Raw genomic sequence first — 16,160 nt, 5'->3', positions numbered from 1 at the left:
TCGAGTTTATGACCTGAAATACTTCACAACAAAGAAGCTGTTCGTACTAGTATCATTTAGCAGAACAGCAAATTCCGTAATTCCATATACTATATAGGAGGGAGCAACTTGCTCGCCCACTCTTACTGTTATCTCCGTCTCACCCGTCTGTAGAACTGCGTAATCAACCTTGTTCAACCTGTAATAGGCAACATACCTGACATTCTCTGCCTCTTCGCCGACTTCTAGCATTGAACTTATGACCTCCGAAGGACTCGCATAGAGTGGGAGGAAATGATTCTCCATACTGAAGACGCTCACCACCCTAGAAGTATCAACGGGATCAATTCTTATTCTGCTTGCCGCAACATCAGCAATCTCTACCGGTTCGAAGAGCAATACCAAGAGTACACCACCCGTGACTAACAGAGTAATTGAGACCACTATTATCAAAACGATCTTCTCCATAAAATCAGCTCCGTCTAGAAGGTCCCTGTTACAGCAATGTCCGTCCTCAACTCAAGCAAAAGATTGGAAGGAATATTAGACTCCGGCAGAATCGGAAATCCAAGGTTTGATCTCAGATCAAGCTTTCTGACAAGAATTCTCGGTTCACTGACAATCATCTCAACAAGATCAAGAATATCTCTCGAACTACCTGAGACAGTGATTCCTTTGTACTCTCCTTGAGAAGACCTTATCGGAATCCTCTCCTCTATCTCCTTAAGATAACTCCTTGTACTCATTGCGCCTATCGCTTCGTTTCGGACTCTTGAAAGCAATTGAACCTCAAGGTATGCACTTTCAAGACCGTTCACCTCTTCGACCAGCAGAGATGTGTTCTCGAAAGTGTTGTAGGAGTAAAGTACCACCAGGAACAAAAAACCTACGATCGTCAAAGCGATCAACGACCAAAAGGCAATCTTTGAGTTTATTCCCTTTCTGTCAAGAATACTGAGTCTTCTCTTCAGCTTATTAGCATAGTCTCTGTGAATGAAAAAGCCATCGTTGCTCTCAAAAGATCCCGAGTCGACAAAGGCATTAATTTCTTCGATGTTAAACTCGTCTCTCTCATTCATCGAGGCCACCCACCTTGAGGTCGACAAGTTGAAGAGAGTAAAGCTCCGCGAAGTCCAAATTACCCCTCACGCTTGGCCTGGCAAGAAGGGTTGGTGTGGTAAGCGGTGACGGGAAATAGGTATTATCACCTTCAAATATTAGATAGTAGAAGGAGTTACCAACACCACTTTCAAACGAAATTCTCGAAGCAATCGTCTTCAGAGCGTTCTCGTCTTCGAGATAAGCTTCCATTGTTCTGAAGACATCCATCTCTAGCGACTTCGAGCTTACATGAGCGCGAAGATCGCTAACCTGTCTACTAAGTCTATTCCGGATTGCAATGTACTCCTGCTTCTTGTCGAACATCATGTCAATGTCTGCTATCAGATTCCCTGTAAGGTATGTTCCAGTATTATCAAACAGATAGCCTTTCATTCTAGAAACCTGTCTAAATCTTACATCAAAGGCTTGGGTCACAAAAAAACGAGACCCGATAATCAGAACGACAATTATCAGCAGGACTATTAGAGAATACTTAAGCCTTGATACCCGTTTCTTCCTTGAATGTAAGTTTACGTCGACCAAGTATCTCACCACCTCTCATGAGTAGTCCCACCGAAGTATATGTTATCCCAGTCGTTTCCTTAATCCTAAGAGGCATGCTGACCACATCTGTCTCGTCTCCAAGAATTCTCTGAAATGCTCTTGAGTAAACGGCTGTAGAAAGACTCGAGGGCCCCACTACAAAGAACCTTGTGAAGAGAGACTCGTCGGCCGCAGAAGTATTCGGAGAGTTCGACAGAGTGTTCGTAAGATACATCCTAAGCTGATAGGAGATTAGCCCTTCAAGTCTCTCGGAAGCCTCTTCTATCAATGAATCGTAATATGCCTTGGAGCCGACAAGGAACTCCCTCTGGATATCTGTTTTAGGAGAAAGAGAGTTGTCCTCACTGAAACCACTTGCCAGCTCGTCAAAACCATCGCTTATGTAGTTCAGCCCAACAATCTCTTCTCCTCTCAGTGTAAGGAGAATCGAATAATTCTTATCCACCACAAAGACGATGTTGTTTCCCTCGAAGACACTGGTATGAGCGGTCTTGAAGATGGAGAAAGGCTTAACATCTACTATATTCGGCTCGGGGAAGTTCTCGCCCGTGAGTCTTCCAACGAATTCAAGAACAGCCTTCCTCTTGGTGATAATAAAGGCAGGAACCAACCCCGTCTTCAAAGAAGCAATTGAGTTGAGACAGGCAACGTTTACTTCGTCTGGCGGCAAAGAAAACTGAGAGGCGGCCTTGAAACTGGCAACGCTAAGCAGGTTCTTCATCGACTTGACCCTCGGAACCTCTAGATGCTGAAACACAACATCCTTTGGGTGGAAGGTCGTCACAAATATCTCATCTACGGGAAGAGTATTATTCTCGCCAAACACCCTGGCCGCTTCGCCAAGCGAGTTCTCACCGATCCTAAGGACAGAAAAGACCGGTATTACGTTCCTACCTTCGACCACTGCTCTTACGATCTCAGTGTAACCCTCATCGGAATTAACGGCAGTAATCATACTTTGAAACATATTTACCCCCAAGTCTCAATAAGTGACCTTCCCCGTAACCGGCTGGATAGTCAATACACTGCCATCAGCAAAATTCAGCGTTGTCGAACCGTTAAGAATTACTATAGACCCATCGCCGTTGAATCTTATTCTGAAACCTTCGGGATTCTCCCACAAGCAATCCTCAAAAATATCACCCGTTGTCGAAGACACCCTTCTAGTTCTGAAATCATAGAAGAGCTCGACTGGTCTTGAACGAACAATTGCCTCAAGTCGTTGGCTTTCAATGAAAGAATCGAAAGCTGTTTTGCTGAGGCTAATCTTTAGCTTAACTATGATTTCAGACGAAAACAGTACGACGCCGCTGATACACAGAGAGACCAGGACCAGACAGCACAACAACTCGGTCAAACTCATCCAATACTTTGCTCCATAGCAAAGACTGCACCGTATATCGTTATTGCCAGGAAACCAATGAACCCACCAATAAATAATATCATTATTGGTTCCACAAGCGAAACAAGTTTCTTGAGTGCGTTCTGAACTTGCATATGATAGAAATCCGCAACTTTTAACATCACTTCATCCAGCTTGCCGGTCTCTTCACCAACAGCAACCATACTAACAACAATGGGCGGAAAGACCTTCTGGCGCTCCAAAGCAGCATTGATACTTTCCCCACCCTTTATTCCTATTATTGCATTGCCCACTGCTTTCATAACTCTTGGACTCTGAGAGACTTCTCCGGCCAGTTCCAAAACGGTCGGCAGATCGACTCCACTGGCAACTAGGACCGCAGTCGTCCGAGTGAACCTCTCCATTGCCGTCATGTTTCTCAAATTCCTTATCGGAGGGATCAACTTACCAATGTTTTCCTTGACAACGTTTCCATATCTGCTCTTGAAGAAAAAGTAGCCTCCAATCAACAATCCGACAAGCATAACAAGCAACAGAGGCCAGTGATTCTCAAGAATGCTGTTCATACTCAGGAGAATTGCCATCGCTCCTTCTGGTTGAAAGTTTCCACCAAAAGCGCCGATCAGGTTCGGCAAAATGAAGAAGGAGATCATCCCAACTATTCCAACTGCAAAGACCATCATGAAGAGAGGGTATGACATAGCTGACTTCACTTGATTCTGCAGCTCGACCATCCCTTCGTAGAAGTCGGCAACCCGTTCTAGTGACTCGTCTAGCACTCCACCCGCTTCTCCGGCCTTAACCAGATTGGTGAAGAGGGGCTCGAATACACCCGTCTTTTCAAGTGACTCGCTGAAGCTCATTCCACCTTCTATATCCAGGACCACCCGAGTCACGATCTTTCTGAATCTTCTTGAAAAGAAAACCTGAGTTGAAAGAACCTGAAGAGCGTCTCTTATTCTCACACCTGAGGAAACCATGGTTGCCAATTGCCTTGAGAAGATGCTGACTTCCTTTTGCGAGGCAGGGAACATTGAAGCTTTCGTGGAAACATGTGAAGCGGACTGCTTGATTGAACTGACGACATACCCTCTGCTTGAAAGTATCTGAAGCGCCTCTAGTTTGGAGTTCGCAGCAAGCTTGCCTTTTTCTGATTTTCCCTTGGTGTTGATGACTTCATAGCGGAAATCGGGCATCTTTCACTCCACCCTCCTTAAGAGACAGACTGCGTAGGCCTTAGCAAAACCGGGACTGCTGCCGTTCCCCGATTTCGGTTTGATGTTCACTAGCTCGCTCTCTATCCCAAGAGCACTGGCAACGTTGTCTATCATTGACTGGACAAAACCAGCCAGCCTTATTTCTTCGATAACGACCACAGAATCAACGTTGTTCACTTCCCAGTTGCCTTTGATCAAGTCTGCCGTTTCCTTGAGAAACTCAATACTCCTGCGATCTTTGTTAGAGCTGTTTTCCGGATACCTGAGGCCGATGTTTCCAAGAGAGCAAGCCCCAAGAATCGCATCTACTATCGCATGACTCAAAACGTCACCGTCTGAGTGACCGGAAAGGTACAGTGAATCAGATACTTTCAAGCCACCCAGAAACAAACCTTTGCTTCCTGCGACAATAGGATGAACGTCATAACCTATTCCAACCCTTGTGTTCATATCAGCCTAATAGGCATAATAATATAGGTATACCCCTGAATATCCACAGGATTCATCTGAAGGGGACTATTCGAATCTACGAAATTCAGTTCTACCATTTCGGAATCAACCTTCTTCACTGCCTCTGACAGAAATCTAGGGTTGAAAGCGATAATTATGTTGTCACCCTCTTTGCTCGTCTTAATAACCTCGATCGATTCTCCGTGATCTGGACTACGAGCAATTATCTTGAACTCCTCATCGTTTATCTCAAACTTAACAGAATCAGATCCCAGTCTTGCAGCGATTGAAGCTCTTCTAACCGCATCGGAAAAAGTAACTGCGGGAAGAACAACCCTAGCTTTAAATGACTTTGGGAGAACTTTCTTGTAGTCTGGAAACTCCGCATCGACGACTTTAGTAACTATTTCGGTACCGTCAAAGAAAAACTGGACACGAGAACCGTCGTAAACTACTCTCATGACGTCGGACATCGCAGCCTTCAGACTATTCTGAAGATCTCTCATGCTCTTCAACGTCAGCAAAAAATGGTCTTCGATACTTAGGTCTATCCTCTCTTCAGAGAGGGCCATCCTGAATCCATCTGCGGCAACTAGGCGAACATAACCATCGTCGAATTCCCAGTATACACTGTTCAGATTTCTCATGAACTCATCTCTGGCAGCGCAAAATATCACCCTGTCTATCATCAACTCAACCGATGAAACCGATACAGTGAAGTCAAGCCCCCCGGCTGCAGCCTCTATATCAGGAAAATCCCCTGGATCCATAGTAGGAAGAGTGAATTGGGCACTTCCCAAACGAATAACCACATTAGTTTCTTCGGTCTCAAATATTACTTCTCCTTCCGGGAGATTCCTTACTATCTCTAGAACCAGACGGGCATCGATAACGAAATCACAACTTCCATCAATGTGCTTGGGCTTCAGCTCGGTGGTAATAGCTGTCTCGAGATCAGTTGCCACAAGCTTGATGGTCGACTCATCCTTCATCGAGAAATATATGCCTGAAAGAATCGGTTTTACGCTCTTTGACGCTACTGCACCGGAAACCGACTCCAATCTAGTGAGGATTTCGGAACGAGCTACGACGAATTTCATCATACACCTCCACTTGATGAGCTTTTCATAGATTATAACATCTATGTGGCATAATCATTATGATAAGCAGCAATGGCAGATTGTTATCCACTGGAGAGCGAGAGCGATGAACATAAGATATATTCATTCGTGGAGCATGGAACCAAATCAAGCGATAGCTTTGCAAAACAAGCTCGCCAGTCAGCTCGTCTTGCACACTCGTATCGCGAACCCACGCTTGATAGCCGGAGTAGATGTCTCTTTTCCATCAAGAGCTACTGCCCTAGCAGTTGTAGTAGTACTGGAATTCAGCACTTTACAAGTTGTCGATTGCTTCCATGCAATCGGAAAGGTTGATACACCTTACATTCCCGGACTTCTTTCCTTCAGAGAAGGCCCCACAATTCTCAACGCTCTATCGAAATCTTCTGAAGTCGATTTGCTTTTCTTCGACGGCCACGGAATCGCCCACCCAAGGGGGATTGGTATAGCCTCCCATATTGGTCTCTTTCTAGAAACACCAACCATAGGAGTAGCCAAGAAACTTCTATTCGGGCGGCTGCATAGCACCCCTGTGGACAAGGGAAAGAAAAGCCCAATAACCGCCCCAGACGGTAGGCTGCTAGGGTACGCGTTATGTACTAGACAAGGAGTGAAACCGGTATATGTCTCTCCAGGCAATCGGATAACTCCGGAACTCTCTGTTGAAATGGTTTTGAAGACTACCGACAAGTACAGAATTCCCGAACCAACCAGACAGGCTCACATAATGACGCAGAAGCTTAAGGATCAACTTAGCCTGTAGAAAACTATCGATGCCGCGCCGGTTATACCCGCGTTTTCTACCAGCCTGCTGAGTGTAATACTATAAGTTCCAATGAATGAAGGCATGACAAAAGCAGGCATCTTTCTCAGAATACCGTCAATAAGCAGATCTCCCGCTTTACTTATCCCGCCTCCGATGATGATATGCTCAGGATTGAAGACATGGATGAAATTGCCAATTGCGATTGCCATAGCCTTTGTCACTCTCTCCACTATCATTGTGGCTGCTAGGTCTCCCCCTCGCGCTGAATCGAAAACGACCTTGGCAGTTATTTCGGGTGCGGAAAACATTGAGGATTTGGGAAACCGCTTTGAATACTCTCTGGCCATTTTGACAATGGCTGTGGCAGATGCAAGAGACTCCAAACATCCATGCGAACCACATCCACATAGAGGACCCTCGGGTTCCACAATTGTATGTCCGAGCTCTCCACCATAACCGCTGCTACCCGTCATCAGTATTCCATGGGTAATCACGCCTCCTCCGACCCCCGTGCCGAGGGTAAGTCCTATCATGTGCTGACTTCCTTTGAACTCCCCAAAGGCCCATTCTCCAAGAATAAATGAGTTTGCATCATTCTCCACGAACGTCTGGACTCCGGTTATCTTTTCCAGCATCGATGCAAGTCCGAATCCTGACCAATCGGGGAGATTCGGCGAGAATAGCACAGTACCTGTGTCATGATCTATCGAGCCGGGCGAACCGACCCCAATACCAAGTATTTCGGAGGAACTAACAGCTGATTCGAGAAGAAGCTCCTTTATCGCTTCCCCAATTCTTGTAACAACGGTTATCCTACCATCGAAGACTCTAGTGGGAATCATCTTTTTCTCAATAATCCGGCCGTCTTCTTCAACTATTGCAATCTTTGTTTCTGTACCGCCAAGATCAATACCTATAACGTACTTAGCCATTTGCATCTCCAGTCTAGTACGACTTTTTCTCCATCTCTATCAAGTCCAAGAACTCCTCATTCGTGGCGGTTCCACGTAGTTTTTCCATGATTAGTCTCAGGCCCTCTTCCTCTGACATTGATGAAAGCATTCTCCTAAGAACCCAAACCTTCCTAAGAATATCGGAAGGAAGAAGAAGCTCTTCTCTCCTTGTTCCTGAGAGGGTTAGGTTGATCGAAGGAAACATTCTCTTATTGGCAAGCTGTCTCGACAGGATCAATTCCATGTTTCCAGTACCTTTGAATTCCTCAAATATGACCTCATCCATCTTGCTCCCGGTTTCGACAAGAGCAGTAGCGATTATCGTAAGGCTTCCACCCTCTTCAATGTTACGGGCTGCTCCGAAGAAGTACTTGGGTTTGTACAAGGCAGAAGGATCCACGCCACCGGAAAGAAGTTTTCCGCTAGGCGGAACATACAAATTGTAAGCCCTTGCAAGCCTGGTTATACTGTCAAGGAGGATAACAACGTCGTAATTGAATTCCACTAATCTCTTGGCCATCTCGATTGTCATCTCAGCGACTCGTATCTGCTTCTCTGGATGCATGTCAAACGGAGCCGCAATCACGTGTGCATTTGTGCTTCTTCTGAGATCGGTGACTTCTTCAGGTCTCTCATCAATAAGTAAGATAATCCTAACCGTATCGGGATGATTTTCAGCAATGCCATTTGCTAGTTCCTTCAGAAGTATCGTCTTACCCGCCTTAGGAGGCGAGACAATTAGCCCTCTCTGTCCCTTTCCTATCGGAGAAAAGAGGTCGACCATTCTCGTACTCATAATGTGCGATTCTGTTTCCGTAATAAGCATGTCTTCGGGATGGATAGGAGTGAGATTCTGAAAGGTTATTCGTTCAGCAGCGAAGTTGATTGCTTTGTGGTTAATGGCTTCAATTCTCAGGAGCGCGAAATACTTCTCTCCTTCTTTCGGTGGTCTCACCTGCCCCGCGACTGTATCGCCGCTAGTGAGATTAAATCTTCTGATCTGTGACTGGCTAACGTAAATATCATTTGAGCTTGGGAGAAGATTGTTATCGAGCGTTCTTAGAAAACCATATCCCCCATCTGTAATCTCCAGAACTCCTTGATCAAAGAAGTAGCCGTAGGATTCTGTTTGAGCCTTTAGAACAGCGAAGATCAAATCCTTCTTTGCCATCTGCGTATAGCCCTGTACGTCATACTTTCTGGCAAGTTTATACACCTCCCTGATAGGCATAGCCTGAAGCTGGGAGATGTCAATTTCGACTTCCCTGATATTGTCCTTGTCTTTGTCCTTATCCTTCTTGGGAATCTCCTTGGCATCATCCATAACGCCTTCTCTAAAGGTTTCCTGAGCTACCGGGCCATCTGCATTAGGTTCTTCGTAGTTCTTCTTGGAAATGGTCATAACTTCTTCTTTTTCCTTTCCAGATTCATTAGAAGGAGTTATATTTGCCTTCTGATTCTCCACATCTCTTTTCGTTTGAGTCTTCTTCGATTCCGTCTTTTTTGATTCGGTCTTTTTTGATTCGGCCTTTCTCTTGGTAGTTCTCTTGTTGGCGGCTTTCTCGATTGGAACCTTTTCTACTTGTTCGTTTGGAGTTTCTTCTGTCTTCTTTTTTCTTGGGCTCAAATTCAACGGTACATTCTATCCACCACTGGAAGAATGTACCTACCCTCCTTCCGTGTTCTTGAAATTAATAAGATTATGAAGCTAATCGTATTTGTAAGAAAGCATGGGAGACCTGTCTCCGGCGAGGTACCGATTCTTTCAGGAATAATATACCACTTACGAAGCAAAATTCAAAGCTTATTGACCTTGTTGTTTCTCATAGCGCTTCCAGTCTTTGGTGAACCTCTCTATCCCAATATCTGTAAGCGGATGATTGAATAGTCTGAGAAGCACATCAAAGGGTATTGTCACAATATCCGCACCCATCAAAGCGGCCTCTAGTACATGCATAGGATGCCTCACGCTTGCAACGATGATCTCAGTACAATAGCCATAGTTCGCAAAAATGTCAACAATCTCCTCAACTATTCCCATCCCTTTACTAGCAATATCGTCTAGCCTTCCAACAAATGGGCTTACGTATGTAGCACCTGCCTTCGCAGCCAGAGTAGCCTGAAGCGAATTAAATATAAGTGTTACATTTGTCCTTATCCCTTCACCACTGAGGGTTTTCACAGCCCGCATCCCGTCTTTTGTCATTGGGATTTTAACAACAACATACTCGCTAAGAGAAGCCAATTCTCGCGCTTGTGATACCATATTCTCAAAATCCGTTGCCGTAACCTCGGCTGACACAGGACCCCTAACGGTTTCGCAGATTTCCACAACACGTTGTTCGAACTTCACGCTTTCTCTGGAGACAAGCGTTGGATTAGTCGTGACTCCATCAACCAGTCCAAGCTTCATACCCTCTCGAATCTCGTCAATGTTAGCTGTATCAAGGAATATCTTCACTTTCGTACCTCCGAAGAATGGCTACCTTTCGGTAGCCATCATTTTTTGTCCTGTTTCTTTTCAGTCTTCTTCTCGGGCTTCTTTTCCTGTCTTTCTTCGTTGTCAATGAGTTGGAGGACGGCCATCTCACTAGCGTCTCCTCTTCGCATGCCAAGTTTCACAATCCTTGTGTATCCGCCGTTCCTTTCGAGATACTTGACAGCTATATCATCACATATCTTCTTAACTAGCTTCCTGTCATTGAAATTTCTGTTGATTTCGCGGCGCAAAGCAAGATTTCTTGACTTGAGCTCCTGCGATTCGCTACTCTCGGAATCCTTAGCAGCGATTTCCGCCGACAGTATTGTAGCCTTCTTCGCTTTTGTAATTATGCTTTCTACGAGCGGCCTTACCTCTTTAGCCCTAGTTACCGTCGTTACTATTGTCCCGTGTTCAAACAGCTCCCTAGCCAGGTTTCGCATCAGAGCAACTCTCTGGCTATGGGGCATATTCAATTTGCTTCCACTAACTCTATGACGCATCTCTTATAGGCCTCCTCACAATCATTCTTTCTTGAGCACGATGTTGAACTTGTCTCTCAGTTTCTTCACGACTTCAAGCATTGACTTCTCACCGAAATTTCTGATCTTCAGAAGATCGGCCTCACTCTTGTCAAGAAGATCGCCAATTCTGTTTATCTTATCTCGTTTAAGGCAGTTAAGAGATCTCACTGAAAGATCAAGTTCTTCGATCTTCTTCGCAGCGACGGAGTTTGAGTCTTGTTCATCCGCCTGAGAAACTTCTGCACTCATCTCACTCTCTTCGGTGATTGTCTCTTCTTCCTCTGGCTCGATGGTTGATCCGGTTAGTCCTTGGGTCGGTTGACCAAGTCCGCTTGAAACAACCTCAAAATGCCTCATAAGGATATCAGTTGCTCTCATCAAAGCATCAGAAGGAGTTATTGATTTCTTCGTCCAGACGTCGAGAACGAGTTTATCATAGTCGGTCCTCTTTCCTACACGAACGTTCTCTGTCTGGAAGTTGACTTTCAATACCGGACTAAAGATTCCATCAATGTATATCATTTCTACGTCGTGCTCGATCTCCATCTCTGAAACAGGGACAAATCCTCTCCCTATCTCTGCGAAAAGCTCGATATAGACAACCGAATCCGTGTTGAGAGTAGCCACATATTGCGATGGGTTTACCACTTCAACACCGGTGGGAGTCTTTATATCCCCTGCAGTGATAACCCCAGGTCCTACCTTTTCAAGAGTTAGTTTCACTGCGTCAGAGAACTCTAGAGCAGGTTTCAGCTGGACTTTCTTGAAATTGAGGATGATTTCAAGGATGTCCTCTTTAACTCCGTCGATAACATCGTATTCGTGATACTTCCCAGGTATCTTAAGCTTTGTGATCGCCATACTAGGTATCGATGAGAGTAGAACCCTCCTTAGCGAGTTCCCAATAGTAGTGGCGTATCCTCTTTCCATTGGAGAAAGGATGAACCTTGTGAAATAGCTGTTCTGATCCTCTCGTTCTTCTTCAATTCGCAAGTTCTTGGGCATTATTGATGTCAACATTATTTCGCCCAGAATTCGGGCACACACCTCCTTCCAAGAAGGTAAGAATCGGATTTACTTGGAGTAGAGCTCGATAATCGACTGCAGATCAACTGGAATCTCTACTTCTTCGGTTACAGGGTATCTCAGGTAGGTCCCTCTGAATGTCTCGTAATCTACCTCAACCCACGGATAGGCTGTCCTTTCTTTCGATGCTTCTACCGCTTCTTTGATCGGTACGACCGCTCTGCTCTTCTCTCTGATCTCCACGATATCACCGACTCTAAGGTTAAAGGAGGGTTTATTGACCCTTCTACCATTGACTAGGACATGTCCATGGTTAACCAGCTGTCTTGCCTGTCTCCTGCTGGATGCAAATCCCATCCTGAAGACCATGTTATCAAGTCTTGATTCAAGGATCTTAACCAGAGCGCTTCCTGTCTCTTCACTCTTTCTCAGAGCCGCTTCGAAATATCTTCTGAACTGTCTCTCAAGGACTCCATAAATCCTCTTGACTACCTGTTTCGATCTTAATTGCATTCCGTATTGAGTAAGCTTTCTTGTCGAGGCTCCGTGCTGTCCAGGTGCTACAGGTCTCTTGACTTGAGCACATCTTGGTGAAAAACACCTTTCACCTTTTAGATAAAGCTTGAACCCTTCGCGACGACAAAGCTTACACACTGGTCCTGTATATCTGGCCATTCAACTCCCTCCTAAATCAGACTCTTCTTCTTCTTCTTGGTCTGCAACCGTTATGAGGCAGTGGCGTGATATCCTTAAGCGTCTCAACAGTGAGACCTGCCGCTTGAATAGTTCTGATTGCAGCTTCTCGTCCCGAACCTGGGCCTTTAACTTCTATTCCTACTCTTGTGATTCCCAACTTAATAGCTTCTTTGGCTATCCTGTCTGCGCCAAGTTGGGCAGCATATGGTGTGGATTTTTTCGAACCGGAGTATCCGGCAGTTCCGCCTGAAGTCCACATAAGGGTATTACCCTCGGGATCCGTCAGGGTGATTATTGTGTTGTTGAAAGAGGACTTTATATGTATTACCCCTCTATCAGTAGTTAGCTTTTTTCTCTTCTTGGCTGCTGGTCTCTTTGCCATTCGCTTTTACCTCCCGTCTTAGCTCTTCTTCCGAATCTTACTGGCTCTAGAACCCTTCCTTGTTCTTCCGTTGGAATGTGTCTTTTGACCGCGAACAGGAAGTCCGTTTCTGTGCCTGTAACCTCTATAACTTCCAATCTCGATTAGTCGCTTGATTGACCTGTCAACTTCGGTCCTTAGCTCACCCTCAACTTTGTAGTGCTCGTTGATGAATTTCGCAATTCTACTTACTTCCTCGTCTGTCAGGTCCTTTGCTCTTTTGTCACCGTTGATCTCAGTTCCGGTAAGAATCTCGTTTGCTCTTGTGTACCCTATACCATAGATATAGGTCAGGGCAACGAACGTCTTCTTATTATTCGGAAGCTCAACACCAAGGATACGTGCCATCTATATCCCTCCTCAACCCTGACGCTGGTTGTGCTTTGGATTTTTCTCGCATACAACTCTTATTCTTCCATTACGTCTAATAACCTTGCAGTGTTCACATCTCTTCTTTACCGAAGCGCGGACTTTCAATTCGTTTCTCCTCCTTTGTCTATCCTTTTTCGATAAACAATTCTTCCTTTGGTCAGGTCATATATTGAAACCTCTACTACGACCTTATCGCCGGGGATCAACCTGATGAAGTTCTTGCGCATTTTCCCAGAGATGTGAGCAAGAACAGAGTGGCCGTTTTCCAGTTCGACCTTGAAGGTCGCGTTGGGCATCGATTCCACAACTATTCCATCCATCTTTATAATATCGCTCTTGTCCGACACCAGTGATCCTCCTCACAGTCTGGAAAGGATTTTTGGACCGTCTTTCATAATCGCTATGTCATGCTCAAAATGAGCTGCACGCGACCTGTCCTCAGTAACTACGGTCCATCCGTCTTCCAGGGTCTCTAAACTGTAGTGTCCGCTCGCAACCATGGGTTCGATCGCAAGGGTCATACCTGTTCTCAATAGCATTCCGCTTCCCTGTCTTCCATAATTGGGCACCTGAGGATCCTCATGAAGACTTACGCCCACTCCGTGGCCAACATAGTCTCTTATCACAGAAAAACCCGCGCTTTCCACGCAGCTCTGAATAGCGAAGCCTATGTCACCGAGCCTATTGCCGGCAACGGCCACTTCAATACCATTGCAGAGCGCCTCTTCCGTCCGCTCCATGAGTAACCTGTCTTTCTCGCATAAATAACTTCCTACAACAAAAGACCTTGCAGCGTCTCCGATGAAGCCATCTTTGATCACTCCACAATCGACAGAGACGATATCGCCCTCAGAGAAGACTTTCGCTTTCAAGGGAAACCCGTGAATAACTTCTTCATTCACTGATACACAGAGAGTATAAGGGTATCCATTATAGCCCTTGAATGCGGGGATGCCACCTCTTCTATTGATCACATCTTCTGCTGCTCTTTCCATATCGTTCGCAGAAGCTCCTTCAACTGCGTAAGCTTCTACGACTGCCAACACCTCCGCAACGATCTTCGCAGCAAATTCGATTTTACATATTTCTTCTGGAGATTTCAACCTAACCATGTTTTGCCTTCTCCAGATGATCAACGATTTGGGCTGTGACACTATTGATTTCTCCTGAACCATCAACCTCTATTAGGTTTCCCTTTTCTTCTGAATAGTAGTTGACAACCGGCTCAGTCTTTTCCAAATAAACTCTATACCTTGCCCGCACAGTTTCAGGTTTGTCGTCATCACGCTGAACCAGGTTACTGCCGTCAATGTCACATCGACCTTCATTTCTTGGCTTCAGCGTCAGGAGATTGTAAACCTTACCACATTCGGGACAAACTCTCCTGCTTGAAATCCGGTTCACAACTTCCTCTTCAGTCGCATTTACTAAGAGTGAAACATCGATCTTCTTCTCGAGCACCGTAAGCATTTCGTCAAGAGCTATTGCCTGTTCGACAGTTCTTGGAAAGCCATCAAGTATGAATCCGTACTTTGCGTCCTCTCTTGACAACCTCTCCCTAACCAGGTCGATCATCAGGTTATCGGGGACGAGAAGCCCTTTGTCCATTATCTCTTTGACCTTCAGCCCAAGGTCAGTGCCAGCAGCCACGGCTTCCCTCAACATATCGCCAGTGGATATGTGCGGAATATCGAATTTTTGGGCTAATCTCTTTGCCTGCGTCCCCTTTCCTGCGCCAGGAGGACCCATGAGAATCACATTCATACTTATCTCCTTCCACGCAACTTGCCTTTCTTCACAAATCCCTCATAGTGTCTGACCATGAGATGCGTTTCCATCTGCTGAAGGATATCAATCGCAACACCTACAGCAATCAACATTGAAGTTCCTCCAATAGCGAGGCCGCCAATGCTGAAAACCCCGCCTATAACTAACGGAAGCAACGCAATTACAACCAAAAAGATGGCTCCCATGAAGACAACTCTGTTCAGAACTCTCTGAATGTATTGTTGAGTAGAAAATCCGGGCCTGATTCCTGGGATGTATCCTCCGTAGTTACGTATATTATCTGAAACCTCCCTCACATCGAAAACCAATGAACTGTAGAAGAACGTGAAGAAGAAAACCATTCCACCATATAGGAGAATGTATACGGGAGAAGTCTGCGCAAAAAGTGTCTGAATTACATTCCTACCGCCACTTCCCTCAGGAAAAGCAGTAGCAATAAACTGAGGTAGCATCATTATTGCAGAACTGAATATTATCGGAATGACTCCACCTTGATTAACCTTAATGGGAATGTGGGTAGAAACTCCCCCATAGACCCTTCTGCCCGTAACTCTTCTGGCATACTGCACTTCAATCCTTCTCTCCCCCATCTGTACGTAAATAATGGAAACAACTGTGAAGAGAGCTATCGCTAGTAAAATCGCCCACTGAACTGGCGACAACGCGACTACTACCTGCATTATAGAAGCAGGGTATCTGGCAACTATTCCTCCGAAGATAAGAACCGATATTCCGTTCCCGATTCCCTTCTCGGTAATTCTCTCACCGAGCCACAAAAGGAACATTGTACCACCTATAAGAGTGGAGGTGGACAGAAGAACAAACAGAATTCTATTCGGAATTGCCATTATTGCAGTGTTAGAAGAGAGGCCAAATGATATAAGGAATCCTTGAAGACTCGCAAGTCCGACCGTCAACATCCTCGTGTAGCGAGCGTATTTCTTCTTTCCCTCTTCACCTTCCTTGAGCATTTCCTTCAGACTTGGAACTACAGCAGTGAGAAGTTGAAGCATAATCTGCGCGTTTATGTATGGAGTAACACTCATCAGAAATATTGAAAACTGCTCGACTGCCCCACCTGTGAAAACATCNNAGTCTGAAGACAGCCAGTGCAAGGAATGTGAAGAGGATTCTGTCTCTGAGCTCAGGAATCTTGAACGCGTTCTTCAGGGCATTCCACATTGTCAGATCACCTCTGCCTTTCCACCAGCAGCTTCAATCTTCTCCTTGGCAGTAGCGCTAAATGCATTTGCCTTGACGACGAAAGACTTAGTCAATTCACCTCTCGCCAATATTTTCACTCCGTCTTTGAGATCTTTCAGTATCTTGTTCTTGACAAG

Annotated in this window: 22 protein-coding genes and 1 pseudogene; 1 reads left to right on the top strand and 22 read right to left on the bottom strand. The window is 45.4% G+C overall.

The window, feature by feature from the left end:
- Nucleotides 1-6: 6 nt before the first annotated feature.
- The 8 genes from B3157_RS04790 to dnaN form a co-directional block, all read right to left on the bottom strand.
- Nucleotides 7-447 (bottom strand): alpha/beta hydrolase, encoded by a 441-nt coding sequence (locus B3157_RS04790; RefSeq protein ID WP_099828944.1) that lies wholly within the window; start codon nt 445-447, stop codon nt 7-9.
- A 14-nt stretch (nt 448-461) separates the two neighbouring features.
- Nucleotides 462-1,058, bottom strand: coding sequence for a hypothetical protein (locus B3157_RS04785; RefSeq protein ID WP_214060206.1), 597 nt, complete (start codon nt 1,056-1,058; stop codon nt 462-464).
- Complete coding sequence (locus B3157_RS04780; protein ID WP_292589236.1) at nt 1,051-1,473, bottom strand: hypothetical protein; 423 nt, start codon at nt 1,471-1,473, stop codon at nt 1,051-1,053. The genes B3157_RS04785 and B3157_RS04780 overlap by 8 nt, the downstream gene beginning before the upstream one ends.
- A 100-nt stretch (nt 1,474-1,573) precedes the next feature.
- Complete coding sequence (locus B3157_RS04775) at nt 1,574-2,611, bottom strand: hypothetical protein (RefSeq protein ID WP_292589234.1); 1,038 nt, start codon at nt 2,609-2,611, stop codon at nt 1,574-1,576.
- Between the two features lie 15 nt (nt 2,612-2,626).
- Nucleotides 2,627-3,007, bottom strand: a complete 381-nt coding sequence (locus B3157_RS04770; protein ID WP_214060203.1) for a hypothetical protein — start codon at nt 3,005-3,007, stop codon at nt 2,627-2,629.
- Nucleotides 3,004-4,203: a type II secretion system F family protein gene (locus tag B3157_RS04765; protein WP_292589231.1), complete on the bottom strand. Its 1,200-nt coding sequence runs from the start codon at nt 4,201-4,203 to the stop codon at nt 3,004-3,006. Before B3157_RS04765 ends, B3157_RS04770 begins: the two co-directional genes overlap by 4 nt.
- Before the next feature lie 3 nt (nt 4,204-4,206).
- Entirely contained in the window at nt 4,207-4,674 is a 468-nt protein-coding gene (locus B3157_RS04760; protein WP_292589229.1) for a 2-C-methyl-D-erythritol 2,4-cyclodiphosphate synthase, read from the bottom strand.
- Nucleotides 4,671-5,774, bottom strand: coding sequence for a DNA polymerase III subunit beta (gene dnaN, locus B3157_RS04755; protein WP_214060664.1), 1,104 nt, complete (start codon nt 5,772-5,774; stop codon nt 4,671-4,673). The genes B3157_RS04760 and dnaN overlap by 4 nt, the downstream gene beginning before the upstream one ends.
- Before the next feature lie 106 nt (nt 5,775-5,880).
- Between dnaN and B3157_RS04750 the strand changes: the two genes are divergently transcribed.
- Entirely contained in the window at nt 5,881-6,558 is a 678-nt protein-coding gene (locus B3157_RS04750; RefSeq protein WP_292589226.1) for an endonuclease V, read from the top strand.
- Here the strand turns inward: B3157_RS04750 and B3157_RS04745 are convergent.
- The 14 genes and pseudogenes from B3157_RS04745 to B3157_RS04680 form a co-directional block, all read right to left on the bottom strand.
- A complete protein-coding gene (locus B3157_RS04745; protein ID WP_214060603.1) occupies nt 6,543-7,493 on the bottom strand; it encodes an ROK family protein in 951 nt (316 codons plus the stop codon). The genes B3157_RS04750 and B3157_RS04745 overlap by 16 nt on opposite strands.
- A gap of 13 nt (nt 7,494-7,506) precedes the next feature.
- Nucleotides 7,507-8,838, bottom strand: coding sequence for a transcription termination factor Rho (gene rho / locus B3157_RS04740; RefSeq protein WP_349680368.1), 1,332 nt, complete (start codon nt 8,836-8,838; stop codon nt 7,507-7,509).
- A gap of 480 nt (nt 8,839-9,318) precedes the next feature.
- Nucleotides 9,319-9,975, bottom strand: a complete 657-nt coding sequence (fsa, locus tag B3157_RS04735; RefSeq protein WP_214060604.1) for a fructose-6-phosphate aldolase — start codon at nt 9,973-9,975, stop codon at nt 9,319-9,321.
- A gap of 38 nt (nt 9,976-10,013) precedes the next feature.
- Nucleotides 10,014-10,496 carry a 50S ribosomal protein L17 gene (rplQ, locus tag B3157_RS04730; protein ID WP_292589222.1) on the bottom strand — a complete coding sequence of 161 codons (483 nt, stop codon included), beginning with the start codon at nt 10,494-10,496 and terminating at the stop codon, nt 10,014-10,016.
- Between the two features lie 21 nt (nt 10,497-10,517).
- Nucleotides 10,518-11,537 (bottom strand): DNA-directed RNA polymerase subunit alpha, encoded by a 1,020-nt coding sequence (locus B3157_RS04725; protein ID WP_292589221.1) that lies wholly within the window; start codon nt 11,535-11,537, stop codon nt 10,518-10,520.
- Nucleotides 11,538-11,591: 54 nt separating this feature from the next.
- Complete coding sequence (rpsD, locus tag B3157_RS04720) at nt 11,592-12,218, bottom strand: 30S ribosomal protein S4 (protein WP_099828930.1); 627 nt, start codon at nt 12,216-12,218, stop codon at nt 11,592-11,594.
- A gap of 16 nt (nt 12,219-12,234) precedes the next feature.
- On the bottom strand, nt 12,235-12,621 hold the full coding sequence (gene rpsK, locus B3157_RS04715; RefSeq protein WP_099828929.1) for a 30S ribosomal protein S11: 387 nt from the start codon (nt 12,619-12,621) through the stop codon (nt 12,235-12,237).
- A gap of 18 nt (nt 12,622-12,639) precedes the next feature.
- Complete coding sequence (gene rpsM / locus B3157_RS04710) at nt 12,640-13,008, bottom strand: 30S ribosomal protein S13 (RefSeq protein ID WP_099828928.1); 369 nt, start codon at nt 13,006-13,008, stop codon at nt 12,640-12,642.
- Between the two features lie 12 nt (nt 13,009-13,020).
- A complete protein-coding gene (gene rpmJ / locus B3157_RS04705) occupies nt 13,021-13,137 on the bottom strand; it encodes a 50S ribosomal protein L36 (protein WP_099828927.1) in 117 nt (38 codons plus the stop codon).
- Nucleotides 13,134-13,379 carry a translation initiation factor IF-1 gene (infA, locus tag B3157_RS04700; protein ID WP_099828926.1) on the bottom strand — a complete coding sequence of 82 codons (246 nt, stop codon included), beginning with the start codon at nt 13,377-13,379 and terminating at the stop codon, nt 13,134-13,136. Before infA ends, rpmJ begins: the two co-directional genes overlap by 4 nt.
- A gap of 12 nt (nt 13,380-13,391) precedes the next feature.
- Nucleotides 13,392-14,144, bottom strand: coding sequence for a type I methionyl aminopeptidase (map, locus tag B3157_RS04695; RefSeq protein WP_292589215.1), 753 nt, complete (start codon nt 14,142-14,144; stop codon nt 13,392-13,394).
- Nucleotides 14,137-14,796, bottom strand: coding sequence for an adenylate kinase (locus B3157_RS04690; RefSeq protein WP_214060608.1), 660 nt, complete (start codon nt 14,794-14,796; stop codon nt 14,137-14,139). Before B3157_RS04690 ends, map begins: the two co-directional genes overlap by 8 nt.
- Nucleotides 14,797-14,798: 2 nt before the next feature.
- A pseudogene (secY, locus tag B3157_RS04685) lies at nt 14,799-16,002 on the bottom strand (preprotein translocase subunit SecY).
- Nucleotides 16,003-16,004: 2 nt separating this feature from the next.
- Nucleotides 16,005-16,160: uL15m family ribosomal protein (locus B3157_RS04680; RefSeq protein ID WP_349680367.1), on the bottom strand; the 156-nt coding region annotated here is incomplete at its 5' end.

Origin of the sequence: Mesotoga sp. UBA5557 (assembly GCF_002425715.1) — a bacterium.
GTDB lineage: Bacteria > Thermotogota > Thermotogae > Petrotogales > Kosmotogaceae > Mesotoga.
The sequence above is the reverse complement of the archived record's forward strand: the minus strand, read 5'-3'. Positions and strand labels throughout refer to the sequence as shown.